This is a genomic window from Candidatus Cybelea sp. (assembly GCA_036489315.1).
Lineage (GTDB): Bacteria > Vulcanimicrobiota > Vulcanimicrobiia > Vulcanimicrobiales > Vulcanimicrobiaceae > Cybelea.
Map to the genome: position 1 here is coordinate 89,403 of DASXFZ010000064.1, position 18,465 is coordinate 107,867.

Genomic DNA, 18,465 nt, shown 5'->3' on the forward strand with positions numbered 1-18,465 from the left:
AGGCAGTTATACCTCCTGCGCGCGGGTTCGCCCCGCTACGTTAAGCCAGTTCTAAAGTGAAGAAGGTGCTGGCTGCGCCCAAGAGAGTTGCGCCGAAGGTTACAGATCGAGATTCTTTACGCTCTTGGCGTACTCGAAGATATACTGCTTGCGCGGCTCGACTTTGTCGCCCATCAAGTCCGTGAAGATTTGCTCGGCCTCAACGACGTCTTCGACCGTAATCTGTTTGAGGCGGCGGTGCCCCACTTCCATCGTCGTCTCGGCCAGCTGCTCGGCATCCATTTCACCCAGGCCCTTGTATTGCTGAATCGCGTAGTCTTTGCCGTCCTCGCCGACGATCGCTTTGAGCTCCGCTTCGCTGAAGGCCCACCACTGCTTTTTCCCTTTTCGGATGCCGTAAAGCGGCGGCTGAGCGATGAATACGTGCCCTTCCTCGACGAGCGGCTTCATCTGGCGGTAGAAGAAGGTAAGCAGCAGCGTGCGGATATGAGATCCGTCGACGTCGGCGTCGGTCATGATGATGATCTTGTGGTAGCGCAGCTTCTGCACGTTGAACTCGTCTCCGAAACCGGTGCCGAGCGCGGTGATCATCGTGCGAATCTCTTCGTTGGCGAGGACCTTATCCAGACGCGCTTTCTCGACGTTGAGAATTTTGCCGCGCAGCGGCAGGATCGCTTGATTGTTTGGGTCGCGGCCGCCCTTTGCGGTTCCGCCGGCCGAATCGCCTTCTACGAGAAACAGCTCGCTCTCGGCGGCGTTGGCGTTCTTGCAGTCGACCAGCTTGCCGGGCAGGCCCGAACCCTCGAGCGCGTTCTTGCGCCGCGAGAGGTCGCGCGCTTTCTTCGCTGCGTCGCGGGCGCGCTGCGCCTGCATGCACTTTTCTACGATCGCGCGTGCGTACTTCGGATTCTCTTCGAGAAAGAAGTCGAGGCGTTCGGAGACGAGGCCCGCCACGATGCTGCGCACCCTCGCATTGCCGAGCTTGGTCTTCGTCTGACCTTCGAACTGCGGATCCTGCAGCTTCACCGATACGACGGCCGTCAGCCCTTCCATGATGTCGTCGGTCGAAAGCGAGCTGTCGGATTCCTTGAGGAGACCGCGCTTGCGCGCGTACGAGTTGACCGCATTGGTAACGGCCTGACGGAAGCCTTGCAGGTGCATTCCGCCCTCGATCGTCCCGATATTGTTGGCGTAGGAGTAAATTTGATCGGCGTACGAGTCGGTGTACTGCATCGCCACTTCGACGTCGACGCCGTCGCGCTCCGCATGGGTCGAAATGATCGGCGCCAGCGTATCCTTCTTTTCGTTGAGCCACTCGACGAACGAAACGATCCCGCCGTCGAACGTGTAGCTTCGCTCGCGCGGCGTCTCACCGCGTTCGTCGCGCAGCGTGATCGCGAGCCCCCGGTTCAAAAACGCCAGTTCGCGCAGCCGCTTCTGCAGGATGTCCCAGTGGAACTCGCTGACCTCGAAGATCTCTGGATCCGGCTTGAACCACTGGAGCGTACCGGTTCCCTCGGCTCTCGCAGCCTTCTTGAGCTTTTGAACGGTAATGCCGCGCGCGAACCTCATCTCCCACAGAAAGCCGTCGCGCTTTACCTGCGTCAGCATCCACTCCGAGAGCCCGTTGACGACGGAGATGCCGACGCCGTGCAAACCGCCGGACACCTTGTAGCCGCCTTTTCCGAACTTGGCGCCGGCATGGAGAATCGTCATAACGACCTCGACGGCGGGCATCTTCTCTTCGGCGTGAATGTCGGTTGGAATGCCGCGCCCGTCGTCTTCGACCGAGCACGAGCCGTCCGCGTACAGGACGACGCGCACGTTGTGGGCGTAGCCCGCGAGTGCCTCGTCGACGGCGTTGTCGACGGCTTCGTAGACGAGCTGGTGGAGACCGCGTTCGGCCGTATTGCCCACGTACATGCCCGGGCGCTTGCGTACCGCCTCCAGCCCGCGTAAAACCTCGATCTGCTCGCCTGTATAATTCGTCGACATCAAACCTTTATTCGTTAGCGTAAAGTAAATCGTGCAGCTCGTCGCCCAAGACGTTGCGCACGGTTGCCGGGGCAATCTCTTCCGGCGGAAGTTTGCTTCGCAGGACGACGTACGAACTCGCAACCTGCCGCTCGCGGCCATCGCGCGACAGGCGTCCGGCGAGCCTCGTTTGCTCGAGCATTCCCCACCAGCGTTTGAGCAGCTGGCTCCGAAGGCTCTCGTATTCCCTCTTGCATAACCCATCGACGAGCTCGGCCGTTCCAACGAAACCCAGCCAGGGAGCTTCGAAGAGCAGGCGCGCCGTTGCGAGCGCACGCTTTTGGAGACGGGCCGCGCTGCACGTGACGCAATATTGCTCTCGCGCAGGCGCGACGAGCGCGCCGCATCCCTCGCATTCCTTCCACCCGGCTGCCCGCTTGGCCCGCCGCACGGCATCGACGTTGCGCGCAAAGCGCTCCAACGCGTGGTCCGCGCTCGCCGCCGGCGGCTGCGCGGCGCGCTGCGGCGCAGCCCGGTCGCGATTGGGCAGCGGCGCGCCGGTACGCTTGGGCAAGGCTCCCACGCGGAAGCGCAGCCGTTCGATTCCGGCGCTCGGCAGCCTGGCGGCTACGGCGTCGCGGACGCGCTCGGCAAGGAAGCTCAGTTGGTGGCTCCACGCCGCAGAACGCGTAACGACGATCAACGTACCGTCCACGACGCGCGAAGGGCTGGAGTTTTTGGCGACCTCGGCGCCGACGATCTCGCCCCAGCCGGCCTGCAGCAGGCTCAACGGATCGGAGACGGAGCGCGCGTCGGCCGGCGTCCAGCCCGAGATCGCCTGGGAGAGTTTCAGCACGCTGCGTACGCCTCGATGCAAGCCTCCTGCACCCGCGCGACGCACGCACCGGAGTGAAGGCCGGCCGGCAAGTGGGTCGCCGTCACGAAGGCTTGGTCGTACTCGCCGATCTCCGCGAGCAGCGCCGCCGCGCGATCTTCGTCGAGCTCGGAGAGCACGTCGTCGAGCAACAAGAGCGGTGCCTCGTCCGAGCGTTCGCGCATCACCGAATACTCGGCAATCTTGAGCGCGAGCACCGCGGTGCGCTGCTGACCCTGCGAGCCGTACGCAGCCAGCGATGCGCCGTCGAGCGAAAGCCCCATATCGTCGCGGTGCGGACCGGTCAGCGACGTCTTGCGCGTGCGCTCGGCCTCCCGCGTCTGCTCGAGACGTAGTTCGAACGACGCCGCAATCGCTTCACGCGAGGCGCGCTCGAAGAGAACGTTCGGCTCGTAGGTTACGTCGAGACGTTCGTTTCCGGCAAAACGCGCGTGTGCCCGGCCGGCCGCGCGCGCGAGTGCCGCGATCAGGCCTTCTCTGGCCAGCATGATTTCGGTTCCCGCATCGATCAGCGTGCGCTCGTAAACGGCGAGCAGTTCGGCATCGGGCGCGACGGTGCCGCGCAGGAGCGCGTTTTTCTGCTGGACGGCTTTGCGATACCGCGCCAACTCGTGATAGTAACGCGCCTCGGTCTGCGAAAGCGCGACGTTGAGGAAGGCCCGGCGTACGCCCGGGGTGCCCCCCGCCAGCTGCAGATCCGCCGGCACGAACGTAACGACGCGAATGCGCCCCAAATAGCCCGCATAGCGAACGCCGCCGCCGTTGACCGTGTAACTCTTTCTCGTACCGCGCGCACTTTTCTCGATCGTGCAGACCAGCTCGACCCGTCCTGCGCGCAGCAATGCCTCTCCCCGCACGATCGCCGTTTCACTTCCGCTGCGCACCGCGTCACCCTCATGCGACGTGCGGAACGATTTGCCCGTGCCGAGCATCGCGATGCCTTCGAGCAGGTTGCTCTTCCCCTGCGCGTTGGCTCCGACGTAGACGTTCAATCCGCCGGCGGGTTGGAGATCGAGTTGCGCGTAGTTGCGAAAGTTTGATAGCGTTAAGTGCTGCAGGAGCACATCACTGCCGCAGCGGCATCAGCACGTAGAGCTGCTGCCCGCTCTCGAGCGGATCGAGCGGCCGGATCGCCGCGGGCGAGAGCGGACCGAGAAACTCCATCACGACCTTCTCGCTCTTGATATGGTTGAGAATCTCGACGAGATAGCGCGCGTTGAAGGCGATCGCCAGATCCTCGCCGGTCTGCTCGACCTCCACCTCTTCGTACGCGTTGCCCGAGACGTCGGAGCTGGCCGTGACGATCAGCGTTTGGTTGGCGACCGAAAGCTTCACCATGCTGGCGCGATCGCCGGCAACGAGCTCTGCCCGGCGCAGGCTTCCGATCAGCTGGGCCGTGCCTGCGGTTACCGTGCGGTCGAACTTCGCTGGAATAACCTGCTGGTAGTTCGGGTATTGGCCGTCGACCAGACGAACCGTGATCGAGACGTCGCCGCCGCTCATCTGCAGTTGGTTGCTCTGGGCGCCGAGCGCGTTAACCGCGATCTCGTCACCGCCGCCGAGATTACGCGCCACTTCGGCCAGCGCCCGCGAGGGCACGATGAACTTCTCGGGGCCGCTCATCCCCTCGTCGAGGGTCGTCGCGAACTTCGCAAGCCGGTAGCCGTCGGTCGCGACCATCGTCAGCGCTTTTCCCTCCACCTCGAGGAGGGTGCCCATCAGCACGGCGCCGCGAGCCTCTTCACCCGAGGCCGCAAAGATCGTCGCATCGATGCCGTCTCGCAGGCGTTTGCCGGCGATCGTGAAGTGTGAGCCGCGCGCGGCGGCCGGCAGCGGCGGATACTCTTCGGGCGGCAAGGCATGGAAATCGTAGTTGCTCCGGTCGCACTTCACGCTCGCTCGCGTGGGCGTTCCCGTTACCTCCAGCGTTCCCGCGGCCAGGTTGCCGAGGTAGCTCGCGAAGAGCTTTGCCGGTATGGTGACCGAGCCGCCTTCGCTAACCTGCGCCGGGAAGGCGTGTTCGAGGGTCAGTTCGAGATCCGTCGCCCGCACCGCGATCTTGTCGCCGTCGGCTTGCAGCAAAACGTTCGAGAGAATGGGGACCGTCGTGTGCGCGTTGACGACTTTGCTGGCGGCTCCGACTGCGGCCGCGATGTCTTTGGAAGTACAGGCGAATCTCATTGCTTCCACCGTTGGGCGTGGGCTGAGGTTTTCCTAGTAAAGTATAACAGGAAGCCGCAGCAGTAGTAGAGCGGTGTATTCTGAGGACAACTCGGGATTCGTACGACGTGGCTTGGGTTTTTCGCGTGGGATAAAGGTGTGGACGGAGAAGGCCGGCTATCCACATTTCCACCGCGTGCGGGCTCGGAGCCGCTTATCCCCTCCGCGCGGGCGCCCTGTGTGGAAGGCTGTGGCCGAGATCAAGGGTTCTGGCACATTGCGATGAGCTGCCGGATCTTATTGCGGTAGGCTTCATCCCGCTGCATCTGGTCTTTGATCTTGTCGCGAGCGTACATGACCGTCGTGTGATCCTTCTTGCCGAACTCGCGCGCGATCTGCGGCAAGGAGTAGTTGGTCAGCTCGGTCGCGATGTACATCGCAATCTGGCGGGGCGCCGCAAGCCGCTGGTCGCGCCGCCCGTTGTCCATCTCTTTGACCGTCAGCCCGTGCGCGCTCGCCACCGTCTCTTTGATCTTGCCGATCGTAATGCGGTGCAGCGGCGCCGCCGCGACGGCGCTCTTGAGGACGTCGGCGGCGAGATCGGTCGTGATCGGCGCTTTGGTCAAAGAAGCGTACGCGATGACACGGATCAGGGCGCCCTCGAGCTCGCGGATATTCGACGGAATCACTTTGGCAATAAACGAGGTGACCTCGTCGGGAACCGGGATGTTCTCGCTGCCGGCCTTCTTGCGCAGAATTGCCTCGCGAGTCTCGAGATCGGGCGCCTGAATGTCGGTTAGCAAGCCCCATTCGAATCGCGAGCGCAGTCGCGCCTCGAGGGTTTGGATCTCTTTGGGCGGCCGGTCCGAGGAGATGATCAGCTGACGCCCGGACTCGTGCAGCGCGTTGAACGTGTGAAAGAACTCTTCTTGAGTCGTCTCTTTGCCGGCGAGAAATTGGATGTCGTCGATGAGCAGCACGTCGACCTGACGGTAGCGGTTGCGAAACTCCGGCGTGCGGTTGTTCTGTAGCGCGATGATGAACTCGTTGGTGAACTTCTCGCACGTGAGGTAGACGACGTTCGCCGCTAAATTGTCTTGAATGACGCGGTGGCCGATTGCGTGCATCAAGTGCGTCTTGCCCAGGCCGACTCCGCCGTACAGAAAGAGCGGGTTATAGGCGTGCGCCGGCGCGCCGGCAACGGCTTGTGCCGCGGCGTGCGCGAAGCGGTTGGAATTGCCGACGACGAACTCTTCGAACGTATAGCGAGCATTAAGATTGGCGGTGCGGAACTCTTCAAGCGGGCCAGTTCCCGCAACGGGTACCGGGCGAGCCGCCTCTACCGGATCGGCAACCGAAAGCCGCAGCTCGACGCTCGTGCCGAAGAGTTCGCTCAAAACGCCGATCATCTGGGGACGAAGCTTGCTTCCGACCCAGTCCTGAGCGAACTTGCTGTGCACCGCGAGGTGCAGTTCGTTGCCGTGGAATGATATGAACCGAATAGGTTTGATCCACATCTCGAAAACGGGCTTCGAGAAGGTCCGTTCCAACGTATCGAGCGCGGCCTGCCAAAGCTCGTTGGAGATGTCCGAGTTGATCGCAAGCGCCATCCTCTGCGTCCTCTTTCGTCGTACTGCGCCACCCCCGTGAGGGCGCATTGCCTTGGCTTAATGAAGCCGCCTTCCTGCGGAAAATATACACGACCTTATCCACTTATCCACAGGCCGCCAGCAACGCTATTTCGAGGTTTTTTCCAAATTATGTACCGGCTGTTTCCGACTCCGCGAAGTGCCGGAATTGTCCGGCGCCATAAGGCTTCCGCCCCAGTCCTTCAGGCTCGAAACGATGTATTCTCCACAACCTTGTCCACAGGTGTGGAAAGCGGGGTAGTGGTCCCTATTAGATTTATCAAACTTGGGGTGCTTGGTTGGCCAAGCGGGTTGTTAATAATACGGCGGCACAATGCTTTTTCCCATGAAGCGTGCCTCTGCTCGCCTTATCATTTTACTTTTAACTATTGCAGCCGTCGTCTGGCGTTATGCGGCTGTTCAGCAGCGATGGTGGACTTGCAGCCTCAGCCGAATGACTCAGCCCGGCTATTGCTCCCGGGCGGCTCATTTGCTAGCGACAGAGGTGGGGATCGTCCTCCTAATCGCCGCCGCAGCGTTCGTCTGGACTCGACAGCTTCCCGAGGCTTGAGGTATGCTTAAGCTATGCCAAAGCGCTCTGGCAAGCCTCCGGCGGATCCGTTCCAAGCTGCTCACTCCGTCTTCGCCCAAATAACGGGCGAGGAGCCACGAATCGTACCGGATGATAAAGACCCCGCGGCGGTGAGCCTTGGACGTCGTGGTGGCCTAAAAGGCGGCAAGGCTAGGGCCGAAGCTCTAACCGAGGAGCAGCGCAAGGAAAGTGCCCGGAAAGCCGCTGCGGCGCGATGGGCAAAAAAGACCACTACCGAAAGCGGAGAATAGGCGGAGGGGGTGGGATTCGGACCCACGGGGGCGCACCTTGACCGGAGTCCCCGCCCGAATCTAACTCGGGTGCCTTAAGCCGCTCGGCCACCCCTCCGAAGAAAACTATTCGTCGGGATTGTCCCTTTCGTAATCGAATAAGGGAAGATCCACGTAGGGGTCCTTGAGAGGCAACGCCCGGTCTACCATCCGCTTAAAATCCAGCCATGAATCCGCTGCTCGCATGAGCCCCGTCACGGCGTAAAGGTGTCTCTCCAATGCGGGTAGTCCGATATCGTCCGTAAGCCATTGGTGATGCTTTGCGCGACGGCGATTATTTTCACGCGGATTAAGACGCTGCAACTGGGTTAAGAGTTCTGGCGCTATCCGAGCATAAACAAGATCATTCGTGGAGTGAGCCACGGCATGACCAGATTTGCCTGGCCCTTCCCATTCCCATCCACGCAACCGGAACAATTCCTTGTAGAAATCATCGGGGAATCTCTTTGCCCAGGCTGCGAATTCTCGGCGTAAGTATCTATCGAGAATAGCTTGGAGGGCCTCACGGTGCCGAATGTCTTGATAACCTGTAACCTCGTCAACGAGCGCAATGATGCCAACCTTGGCAACCGCTCTAATTATAATTTCTGCGCGAATGCGCGAGAGTTCATAGTGCTTTGGTAGTCCGTTGGCCCGATCGGCATCGAGGATCGCCGTGCATATGTCCACCAGCAGCGTCACCGGATAACCCTTAACTAATGGGCCCCCTCCGCGGCGGCGAAATTCGCGCGGTTTTGCGAGTGCGTCACGCGCCTCCTCAGAGAGGTGCGGAGTGAGCCCGGCTTGCGCTACGAAACGCCTCAACTCTCCGCCGCGGATCGTCAGGGCAAGAGCCTGCATCATTCCGCGTTGGGAAAAGACGCGTTCCTCAGTCGCCAGTACGTAGCAATCGAGTTCAACGTCTCCGAGGTGAAGCAATCGGTCGGCGCTGCCATAAATAGCTTCAGGAATGTCCGGGTCCCATCGAGCGATAGCGGCGCGTCTCGCGATCTCAGAACGCTCAGTCGGCGCGAGGGATCGGGCACGCGCATCGCCCCCTTTCCGCCGCCCTTCCCGCACGTGCTTTTCCTTATGCATATCGTCGCTCATGCTTGCATTATAGAGGTATTTTCTGGAATTGCAAGCATAACCATAGCGATGCATGCCGAACAGACACCATATCGCACACGTGAAACGGCTTGTTATTGCGTGAGCGCTTTGGTATAATGGGACTATGAATCGGCTTCCCTTAGCAAAACGTGTTCAGGTCCTCTCCTGCCTGGTAGAAGGCAACTCGATCCGTGGGACTTGCCGGCTGGTCGGCGTGGACAAGAAAACGATCCTGCGGCTTCTGGAGGACGTAGGCGATGCTTGCGCCGCCTATCACCATGAGGCGATCCGCGACTTAACCTGCGTTCGCGTTCAATGCGATGAGATATGGTCATACTGTCACGCCAAAGAGCGCAACCTGAAACCGCAGTACCGAGACCACGCCGACTATGGCGACCTTTGGACCTGGATCGGAATGGATGCGGATAGCAAGTTAATCGTTTCGTGGCTGCTCGGAAAACGGACCCCACGGGATGCATACCGATTCATGCGTGACCTTGCTAGCAGGATTAAGTCCTTTGTTCAAATTTCCACGGACGGATTAGCGATATACAAAGACAATATCAAACGAGCATTTAAGCACCGCGCCGATTACGGGACCGAGGTCAAGGTTTTCGGCATTGAGGATGCGCGGCAGGAGCCGGATCGTAAATACAGTCCCTTGGTGGTCAAGGAAATGCGCCGCACGGCGGTTTTAGGTGCGCCTGATCCTGACCATATCTCAACGTCCTTCGTAGAACGGCAAAACCTTAATATGCGTATGTCAATGCGCCGGTTCACGCGGCTAACCAATGCGTTCTCGAAAAAGGCGCAGAACCTACACCGCTCGCTTGCGATCTACGTCATGCATTATAATTTTGTCCGGCGGCATCAAACGCTGAAGACTACACCGGCGATAGCGCATGGCGTAACGGATCGTCAATGGACGTTAGCGGACTTGGCGAACCTGCCCGACCTCATGCGTGAAGGTATAGCGGCCTAGGATTCTATTTCAGGCTTGCCGCTGCCGCAGGGGGCGGCGCGGATTGGAGCTTTGTAGGTCCTGGTGATCGGCGCTGACGAGCCCTACGGGAGCCTTCCTGCCGTCTTTCGTCAACCGCGGCATCTATACGGTCAACTTCGCGAACCATATATTCCAAAAGTATGTTAGTTAATTCTGACGCGGAGTAGGTGTAGTCTTGGGCTAGACGCCGAATCTCAGCGCATAGCTCCGGGGTAGGCTTAAGACTGCCACGATCCGCCATCGAGCGTCATTGTACCGCGTAACTGCAGTGTGGGGAAATTTTGTCCCCACAGTGGGGAAGGAGTGGGGACAGGCGCTCCGAATCAAGTCAAACAGACACTCCGCGAGGAAGGCTTCCGATTCACGTCAAACAGATCGGACCCCCTCAAAGTGGAAACCCCAGCGGTATGAACGCCAGGGTCTCCGGGTTACCAGCTAGCGACCGTTACTAGCCCTTAGAGCCCTTCTTGGGCTCTTTCCGTTTCCCACATAGTGGCCGTATCTTCCCGATCCGCGGATCGTAGAAGAAACCGCATGCAGGCCGGTCATCCTTACGAGGCTTTGCCACGCTCGGACCCTCCTGTTGGAGCTGCTAGCCGTCAAGATTGGCGCCTAGGTCACCGCCGTTCAGAGCGATAACGCCTCAGGTCGGTCGGAGGGACACCGACCCTTGGTTTGCCTGATACCCTTTCCGACCGGGATACCTCTAATCCCGTTGACAAAGTGTTAACGCCACAACATCTTGTAGTGACCTGAATAGTGACGCACAACAACTAGCGAACCTGCGTTCGCCCTCCCGGGGAAAGCCTACCAGCCCCACAGGAGCGTCAGGTGGTCGTCGCAACGGTAGCTCGGATCATAGATCGTGCCACCCAGGTATCTGAGACAGTCGATTTCGTCGGAGAAGTGGGACACCGGCGGTGGTGACGGCGTCGGCGGGCACATGAAGCCCGGCGGTGTTGCGCTACAACCCCCGCTGGTGGTCGGCCTTGGGCCCACGGTGACGTACCACGCCGTTCCCAAATGCGGTCGGGCGATCAGATAAAACAGCACGATCGCCAGCGCAATCCAGAAGCCTCGTGGTCCCATAGCCAGTGATTCGTCGCCTCCTCACCCGCTAACCTTACCAACCTCCTTTTGCCCTTGTTCTTGGTAAACCAAGCACCCCGCCTCAAATGGGACCACTACCGAAAGCGGGATGGCCCGTGGGTTTGAATCCGCGGGACAAGCAGCCGAAAAACCGTTAAGGAGCGCTATTTGACAGGGGTAGCCGTTGCTCTTAACCTTGAGAAATGCCTAAGCGCTCACGCAAGCCTCCCGCCGCCCCTCGGCTCGTTCTGCCGGAACGGCCGCCCAGGATCACCGATGACGACGATGACGGCTTAGCGGGGGCCCTCGTGCCAAAGAAGCCGAGGCAGCCGGTCCTCGTCGGTGGGGCGGCAGCTGCACCGCCTAAACGGCCGCGGTGACCGCTATTCGGAGCGCTTCTTCCAACGAGCAGCGGCGGCTACCTTAGCCGCTTCAGTGCGTTGCGCTGCGGTCAAGGCCTTCTTCCTTGCTGGGCCGCCTTTGAGGCCACCACGACGGCCCAAAGCGACCGCAGCCGGGTCCTTACCGTTGCCCTCGCCTGATAGCGTGGCGATCGGGTCGAGGATAGACTTGGCCGCTAGGCTTTCATCGGCCGCAGGTTTGCGTGAGCGCTCAGGCATACCCTAAGCCTACCATGCCGGCACAAGCGGGACCGAGCAGGCTTGCTCGCGGGCTGATTGGAGCTCCCGTCGGGCTCGTCGGGGCTTAGCATTGTGCCTGGGAAGTTCGGTTAAGGCATGTCTGCCCGATCGCCCCGAGCTTTTTTGGCTAGTTACATTCGAGTGCTGGATTTACGGGTTCGTCGTTTACAGCCCGGCCTTCATCGTGGGTTTTGCGAAGCATACTTCGCGCACTTTAGGCTCCTGATCGTGTTGGCGCTCATTTTCACGACTGCTTACCGGCCTAGCTTGCCCCCGTTGCCGTCTTTACGGCCGTCATCTGGGCCGCGAAGACCGCGCCTAGGCCGGGCGGGGGCGAAGGTCATTGCCTTTTGGGCGGGCTCTGCTACAATAGCGCGGCTATGTTCGATTTCGATCTGCAGCTGTTTGCGTCCAAAAAGGGTGCCGGCTCGACCCGCAACGGGCGGGATTCCAACGCGCAGCGTCTGGGAGTCAAGCGCTTCGGCGGCGAGCGGGTAGTCGCCGGCAACATCCTGGTTCGCCAGCGCGGGACGCACTTCTACCCCGGCACCAATGTCGGGATGGGGCGCGACCACACGCTTTTTGCACTCGTCGAGGGGGTCGTGCAGTTCAGCGTGAGCCGCGACCGCCAGCAGATTTCGGTAGTCCCTGCCGCGTAAGGCGCTGCGGACCATCTGCGACTGGGGCCGTTAGGCCCCTTTTCGTTATCCGGCGAAGTAACGAGCGTGCAGTTTATCGACGAAGCCGAGATCGATGTCGCCGCCGGCGACGGCGGTGACGGCATCGTCGCCTGGCGCCGCGAGAAGTACGTGCCGAAGGGTGGGCCGGCCGGCGGAGACGGAGGCCATGGCGGAAGCATCTACCTCGAAGCGACCGCGGAGCTGTCGACGCTCGTCGAGTTTCGCTTTCGCCGCACCTTTTCGGCTGAATCGGGCAAAGCCGGCGGCACCTCGAAGAAATCTGGAAAGAGCGGCGCGGATTTGACGGTCGCCGTCCCGGTCGGCACGCTCGTCTTTGGACGCGCCGGGGACTCACCCGAATCAGTCGTGGCCGATCTTGCGCACGCGGGTGCGCGGCTATTAGTCGCTAAGGGCGGGCGCGGCGGACTGGGCAATCAGCACTTTGCGACGAGCGTTCGTCAAGCGCCGCGTTTTGCCGAACGGGGTGCGCCCGGCGAGCGCGCGCACCTGCGTTTGGAACTCAAGCTCCTCGCCGACTGCGGGATCATCGGCGTCCCCAACGCGGGGAAATCTACCCTGCTCTCGGTCGTATCGTCGGCTCGGCCGAAGATCGCCGACTATCCCTTCACCACGCTCGAGCCGCAGCTCGGCGTCGTGCGCGTCTCCGATGAGGAATCGTACGTCATGGTCGACGTGCCGGGGCTAATCGAGGGCGCACACGAAGGCGCCGGCCTCGGCGACCTCTTCCTGCGGCACGTCGAACGTACGCGCGTTTTGCTGCACTTGCTCGACGGCTCGAAGCCGCTCGACGAGATTCTCGCCGATAAGGAAACGATCGAACACGAACTGCACGCGTGGAATCCGCGATTGCTGGAAAAGCCGGCGATGCTCGTGCTCAACAAGCTCGATCTGCCGAATGCGCGCGAGTGCTTTTCCGAGCTGCAGTCGCGTTTTCCGGGCGTTCGAGGTATCAGCGCCGCGACGCACGACGGCGTGCGCGAACTCGTGCTCGAGGTTTGGCGCACGATCGAATCGGCGCCATTACCCGAGATCGTCGCGCCGCAAGCGGTGCGCATCGAGCTGCGATCTCCCGATGCGTTCGCGATCGAGCGACAGGACGACGGAGCCTTCGTCGTTAGCGGCGAGCGCGTCGAACGACTGGCGGCGATGACGAACTTCGAATCCGACGAGGGGCTCGCGCGATTCGAGCGCGCGCTCGGAAAGATGGGCGTCGAGAAGCGGCTGGTCGAGCTCGGCGCGCAGGAAGGGGATACCGTTCGCATCGGGCCGTACGAGTTCACCTACTCATGAGAGTCGGAATTTTTGGGGGAACGTTCGATCCGATTCATAACGCGCATCTCTTCGTTGCAGAATCCGCGCGCATCTTGGAGCGCCTCGACCGCGTCCTGTTCGTTCCCACCGCCAACGCGCACTACCGCGAGAAGCCGCAGACCGACGCGGCGCATCGCTGCGCGATGATTCTCGGCGCGATCGGGGGCAACGAGGCGTTCGCACTCGACGATACGGACCTGCGTCGCGATTCGACCGGATATACCGCCGACTTAGTCCCGAAGCTAAGGGCGAAGTTCGGTGCGGAGCTCACCTTCATCATCGGTGCCGATTCGCTCGTGAATACCCCGTGGATGCGATTCGACGAAGTGCTGGAGGCGCTGGAGCGCTTCGTGATCGCGCCGCGTGCCGGCGTGCGAGCCGATGCTCTCGCGCGGGTTATCTCGGCGGTTCCAGCCGGGCTGCGCGATCGCGTCAGCTCCTTGAACATGCCGGAGATTCCGGAATCGTCGACGTTGATTCGCACCTTGATCTCGCAAGGCCGCAGCATCCGCTATTTGGTGCCCGAACCCGTTTGGCAGTATATCGTCGCGCAGCGCCTGTATGGCTACGCCGCTGCGCCGTAGGGCGGCGGCTGCGGCGCTGCTGGCGGCCGGGGCGCTTGGCGCGTGCTCCTCGACCCAGAGCCCTGACGATGCCGCAGTCTGCACGGCGTACACCGCGCACCGTTCGGGCGTCGAAGTCGTTGCCGGCGGCACGGTCTCGCGCAGCCTCGGCGTCCGCGCCGGGCGCAGCAGTCCTCACGAAGGCTTTCTGCTGCGGCTGGACTCGGGCTGTAAGCTCGTCGTTCGCGTCGAGGCCAACACCGATTTCACCGGCACGATTGCGCTCTCGCCGGGCGAGCGCGTCGCGGTGAAAGGGGAGTACGAGTACTATCCGCTCGGCGGCGTTATCCACTGGACGCACCGCGATCCGCGCGGGCACCACGAGAACGGATACATCACCGCCGCCGGCACGATGTACTATTGAGACTGCAGCGCATCGTTCTCGGCAGCGGCTCGCCTCGGCGGCTCGAGCTGCTGCGCTCGCTCGGGCTCCAGGTCGACGTCGTGCCGAGCGGTTATGGCGAGCCTCCTTTCGAGCATCTGACGCCCGCAGAGCTCGCTTCGTACCACGCCCGTGAGAAGCTCGCCGGCGTGCTCCACAAACTCGGCACGAGCCCCGGCCTCCCCGTGCTGACGGCCGATACGGTCGTCGATCTCGACGGGACGGCGCTCGGAAAGCCGGGCGACGCGGCGGAGGCAACGCGGATGCTGGGAGCGCTCTCGGGACGCGAGCACGCCGTGCATACGGCCTTTGCGCTGGCGACGCCCAACGGCAGCGAGGAAGAGCGCCTCACGACGCGCGTCCGCTTTTACCCCCTGGAGCCCGACGAGATCGCCGAGTATGTCGCGACCGGCGAACCGTTCGATAAGGCCGGCGCCTATGGCATCCAAGGGCGAGCGGCGTCGCTGGTCGAGGCGATCGACGGCGACTTTTACACCGTCATGGGCCTGCCGCTGGCACGCGTCGTCCGAACGCTTCGCAGGTTGGGATTTGCGCTCCCCGCACCGAAATAGCGTCGGCCCACGGCGCCCACGAGCGGAGTAGTCAGAATCTTCACCTACCGAGACGAACGCAAGCTCTTTGTACTGATCGCGATCATCATCGTGGCGGCTCTGCTGGCGCTGCTTCAGATCGGCGCGCAGCGAATCGGCGCGACCAGTCCAATTGCAAACATCGGCGGTTCGATTTTTGCAGTCGCGCAGAGCGCGATCGCTGCGACGACGCGGACCGCGCGCACGATCGGCACGACGGTGATCTCGCTGCCGCGCTTGGAGAGCGACGGCGTGCGGCTCCGCGACGAAAATCGACGGCTCGCCAAAGAGAACGCGCGGCTTCACGAACTCGCCGCCGCGTACGCTGCGACCACCGCAGTTCGTCCGGTCGTAACGCTCTACGACGGCATCGAGGCCCGCGTCATCGGCTTTCCGCCGGAGAACGAGTCGCGAGCCGTGACGATCGATCGGGGCTCGAACGCCGGGATCCACAAGGACGACGGAGTTATCGCCGCAGAGGGTGTCGTCGGACGCATCGTCTCGGTGTCGCCGTTCTCGAGCACGGTGCTGCTGGTCACCGATTACGCAAGCCGTATTCCCGCCGTCGTGCGGCGCGGGCGCTGGTGGGGCATCGCCCGCGGGAACCTTTCGAGCGTCGTCATCGAGTACGTCGAGCAAGACGCGCCGCTGCGCGCCGGCGACGTCGTCGTCACCGGCGAAGGGCGGTCGTTTCGCTCGGGAGTTCCCATCGGAACGATTGCCGCCGTCGAACGCGGCAGCACAACGCTCTATCAGACGGCCATCTTGAAGCCTTTCGTCGATCTCGGCGCCCTCGACCGCGTTGTCGTCGTCTCGAAGTAAGCCGCACGAAGCCCCGTTCGTCGGACCGCCCTGGTATGTGGCGGCGGCTTGGCTTGTTGCGGCCGTCGTCGCGCAAGCGACGATCGTGCACGCGCTGGCGATCCGCAACGTCGTACCCAGCCTCGTTTTAGTCGTCGTCGTGTGGTACGCGATCCGGGTCGACGCGCGGCGCGCGGCCGTCTATGGTTTGGCCGCCGGCCTGTGCGAAGATGTGCTCTCCCCGGGAACCGGGGCCGCATGGATGCTTTCAACCGGCATCAGCGCCGTTATCGCTAGCATGCTCTCGCGCGGTTTTTTTGCCGACTCCATTCCGCTTGTAACGGGAATCACGCTCGTAGTGACGCTGCTGCGTGCGCTGCTCTTCTGGGTTGCGATGGCGCTTATGGGTTATCCGGCCGGGCTCGGCATGATGCACCTGCACGAGGCGCTCTTCGCGGGACTTCTCAACGCGACGACCGTCGTCGTCGCGATGATCGCCTACCGGCGCTACGACGCCCTCAAGCGGTGAGCCTGCCGCGAACTCCACGGGCCTCGGGATGGCGCCTGCCGGTATGGCGTCTCGCTGCGTTTTGCGCGATCGTCGTGCTCGCGCTCGCGGCTCTGACCGCGCGCCTCATCGAGGTACAGCTCGTTGACGGCGAACGCTACCGCGCCGCCGCGCAAGCGAATCAAATTCGCTTGATTCCGGTCGCAGCGCCGCGCGGAATGATCTACGATCGCCACGGTGCGATCATGGCGCGCAGCAGTCCCTCGTTCGTCGTCGGACTGATTCCCTCGGAGGTGACGGACGCTCGCACCGAGCTCGCGACGCTCTCGCCGATCGTCGGCGTCGACGAGGCTACGCTTTGGGATCGGCTGCTCCGTCATCGCGGCGTTGCGTATCCGAGCTTTGCCGCCGTCGCGGCAAACGAGCCGTACGGTCCGGTCGTACTCGCAAGCGGTCTACCCGTGGCGACCGTCGCGCGGCTCTCCGAGGTGCTTTCGGATCTGCCGGGCGTCGACCTCGAGGTGCAGCCGATCCGCGACTATCCGCAAGGACCGGTTGCGTCGCATCTGATCGGGTACGTCGGTGCGATCACACAAGAAGAGTACGAGCGCCTCAAACATCAGGGATACACTCCCAACGACGTCATCGGCAAGGACGGGCTGGAATTCTCCTACGACCGCTATCTGCGCGGCGTGCCGGGGGGCCAACGCGTCGTCGTCGACGCGACCGGTGCGGTCGTTTCGACGATCAAGTTGGGCTCGAAGCCGCCGATTTCGGGCGACGCGCTGATCACGAACGTCGACTGGCGCTTACAGCGAATCGTCGAAGCGGCGCTTGCCGACGGACTGCGCGCCGCCGGTCATGGCCGCCGCCTCTCGGGCGCGGTCGTCGCGGAGGATCCGTGGAACGGCGGTATCCTCGCGCTGGCGAGTTACCCGAACTACAATCCGAACGACTTCGCCGCCAATCGCTGGAAACGAGTTGCCTACGATTTGACCGACGCGTCGCAGCCCTTGTTCGACCGCGCGATCGCCGCCGCCACGCCGACCGGGTCGACGTTCAAGATGGTGACCGGCTCGGCGGCGTTGACCGAAGGCGTCGTGAAGGTCGATCAGGTCGTCTACGACACGGGCGGTTGGGACTGCGGCGGCTATTACGCGCGCGACATTGCGGCCGGCGGCCTGGGCAACACGACCTTCGTGCCGGCGCTTGCCGCGTCGAGCGACGGTTATTTCTTTCGGCTCGCATGGTGGCTCGGCAACGCACGTCTGCGCAAATACGCACTCGCCTTCGGACTCGACGCCAAGTCGGGGGTCGATCTTCCCGGTGAAAACGAAGGGAACTGGCCGACCAACGCGTGGGAGATGCGCGCGTTCGGCGTCCCGATGGAGCCAAGCGATGCTTGTTTCTTAGGCATCGGACAAGGCGCGATGCAAGCGACGCCGCTGCAGATGGACAACGTGGCCTCAGCCGTGATCAACGGCGGCGCGTTGTACAAGCCGCAAATCGTGCGCGAGATCCGCGGACCGGACGGACGCGTCGTGCAGCGCTTCTCACCGCAGGTAATTCGCCAAGTTCCGGTTACCGATTCGGCGCTCGCCGCGGTACGCGCCGGCATGGCGAAGGTAACCGACCCGGGCGGCACAGCCTACGGTTTGGCGATCGACGGACTGCCGTATTCTGGAAAGACGGGCACGGTGGAAACGGCGGGCGGGAACGGCCCAAACACGACGTGGTTCATCGCCTGGGCGCCCACGGCGCACCCGAGACTCACGTTGGCCGTCTTCGTCGATCGCAGCGGGGGCTACGGCGCGACCGTCGCCGCGCCGATCGCGCGGCAGATCCTCGTGAAATACTTTAACAAAAAGCCCTAGTTTAGCAATTCGAGCGTGCGCGCAAGGCGCGCGGCGCGTTCGCCGCGATGCGTCGCGAAAAAGCGCTCGAGCTCGTCGTTGCGCCCACCCCCGGTCAGGACTCGAGCCGCAGCCAGCGCAACGGCTTCGTCGGAGTCGTCGAGCGCGCGCTGCAGCAGCTCGACCGTCGTAGGATCCTCCACTGCGCCGATGGCGAAGATGAAGTCGACTCGCTGCGCCGCGGAGAGCTTCGAGTACTGGGACGCGATAAAATCGTCGGCGGGCGGTTCTTCCCGGCGAAAAGCGCGCGTGAGCGCGTCGAAGATTCCCGGCAC

At 62.5% G+C, this 18,465-nt stretch carries 16 protein-coding genes and 1 tRNA gene; 9 read left to right on the forward strand and 8 right to left on the reverse strand.

The genetic code is table 11. The features are described 5' to 3' along the window. Nucleotides 1-99: 99 nt before the first annotated feature. The 7 genes from gyrB to VGG51_15165 all read right to left on the reverse strand — a co-directional run bounded on the left by gyrB (nt 100) and on the right by VGG51_15165 (nt 8,682). Nucleotides 100-1,995 carry a DNA topoisomerase (ATP-hydrolyzing) subunit B gene (gyrB, locus tag VGG51_15135; protein ID HEY1884362.1) on the reverse strand — a complete coding sequence of 632 codons (1,896 nt, stop codon included), beginning with the start codon at nt 1,993-1,995 and terminating at the stop codon, nt 100-102. Nucleotides 1,996-2,002: 7 nt separating this feature from the next. Beyond that, nucleotides 2,003-2,830 (reverse strand): DUF721 domain-containing protein, encoded by an 828-nt coding sequence (locus tag VGG51_15140; GenBank protein ID HEY1884363.1) that lies wholly within the window; start codon nt 2,828-2,830, stop codon nt 2,003-2,005. Continuing rightward, nucleotides 2,824-3,933 (reverse strand): DNA replication/repair protein RecF, encoded by a 1,110-nt coding sequence (gene recF, locus VGG51_15145; protein HEY1884364.1) that lies wholly within the window; start codon nt 3,931-3,933, stop codon nt 2,824-2,826. Before recF ends, VGG51_15140 begins: the two co-directional genes overlap by 7 nt. A gap of 1 nt (nt 3,934) precedes the next feature. After that, a complete protein-coding gene (dnaN, locus tag VGG51_15150) occupies nt 3,935-5,050 on the reverse strand; it encodes a DNA polymerase III subunit beta (protein HEY1884365.1) in 1,116 nt (371 codons plus the stop codon). A 239-nt stretch (nt 5,051-5,289) separates the two neighbouring features. Then, complete coding sequence (gene dnaA / locus VGG51_15155) at nt 5,290-6,639, reverse strand: chromosomal replication initiator protein DnaA (protein HEY1884366.1); 1,350 nt, start codon at nt 6,637-6,639, stop codon at nt 5,290-5,292. Nucleotides 6,640-7,501: 862 nt separating this feature from the next. Beyond that, a tRNA-Leu gene (locus VGG51_15160) sits at nt 7,502-7,597 on the reverse strand. Between the two features lie 8 nt (nt 7,598-7,605). Beyond that, nucleotides 7,606-8,682, reverse strand: coding sequence for a P63C domain-containing protein (locus VGG51_15165; protein HEY1884367.1), 1,077 nt, complete (start codon nt 8,680-8,682; stop codon nt 7,606-7,608). Between the two features lie 70 nt (nt 8,683-8,752). Here VGG51_15165 and VGG51_15170 point away from each other — a divergent pair, with 70 nt between their 5' ends. From VGG51_15170 to mrdA, 9 genes are all read left to right on the forward strand, one after another. Beyond that, on the forward strand, nt 8,753-9,610 hold the full coding sequence (locus VGG51_15170; GenBank protein HEY1884368.1) for an IS1 family transposase: 858 nt from the start codon (nt 8,753-8,755) through the stop codon (nt 9,608-9,610). Nucleotides 9,611-11,741: 2,131 nt separating this feature from the next. Beyond that, nucleotides 11,742-12,020 (forward strand): 50S ribosomal protein L27, encoded by a 279-nt coding sequence (gene rpmA / locus VGG51_15175; GenBank protein ID HEY1884369.1) that lies wholly within the window; start codon nt 11,742-11,744, stop codon nt 12,018-12,020. A 66-nt stretch (nt 12,021-12,086) separates the two neighbouring features. Next, a complete protein-coding gene (obgE, locus tag VGG51_15180; GenBank protein ID HEY1884370.1) occupies nt 12,087-13,352 on the forward strand; it encodes a GTPase ObgE in 1,266 nt (421 codons plus the stop codon). Further along, the gene (nadD, locus tag VGG51_15185; protein HEY1884371.1) at nt 13,349-13,957 is read left to right on the forward strand and encodes a nicotinate-nucleotide adenylyltransferase; all 609 of its coding nucleotides are present in this window, start codon (nt 13,349-13,351) and stop codon (nt 13,955-13,957) included. Before obgE ends, nadD begins: the two co-directional genes overlap by 4 nt. Continuing rightward, nucleotides 13,935-14,360, forward strand: a complete 426-nt coding sequence (locus VGG51_15190; protein ID HEY1884372.1) for a DUF3465 domain-containing protein — start codon at nt 13,935-13,937, stop codon at nt 14,358-14,360. The genes nadD and VGG51_15190 overlap by 23 nt, the downstream gene beginning before the upstream one ends. Beyond that, on the forward strand, nt 14,357-14,950 hold the full coding sequence (locus VGG51_15195; protein ID HEY1884373.1) for a Maf family protein: 594 nt from the start codon (nt 14,357-14,359) through the stop codon (nt 14,948-14,950). The genes VGG51_15190 and VGG51_15195 overlap by 4 nt, the downstream gene beginning before the upstream one ends. Nucleotides 14,951-15,040: 90 nt before the next feature. After that, entirely contained in the window at nt 15,041-15,790 is a 750-nt protein-coding gene (gene mreC, locus VGG51_15200; protein HEY1884374.1) for a rod shape-determining protein MreC, read from the forward strand. 37 nt (nt 15,791-15,827) lie between these two features. Next, nucleotides 15,828-16,298, forward strand: a complete 471-nt coding sequence (gene mreD, locus VGG51_15205; GenBank protein HEY1884375.1) for a rod shape-determining protein MreD — start codon at nt 15,828-15,830, stop codon at nt 16,296-16,298. Beyond that, on the forward strand, nt 16,295-18,151 hold the full coding sequence (gene mrdA / locus VGG51_15210; protein HEY1884376.1) for a penicillin-binding protein 2: 1,857 nt from the start codon (nt 16,295-16,297) through the stop codon (nt 18,149-18,151). The genes mreD and mrdA overlap by 4 nt, the downstream gene beginning before the upstream one ends. On the opposite strand, the gene VGG51_15215 is transcribed toward mrdA, so the two are convergent. After that, entirely contained in the window at nt 18,148-18,465 is a 318-nt protein-coding gene (locus tag VGG51_15215) for a hypothetical protein (GenBank protein ID HEY1884377.1), read from the reverse strand. The genes mrdA and VGG51_15215 overlap by 4 nt on opposite strands.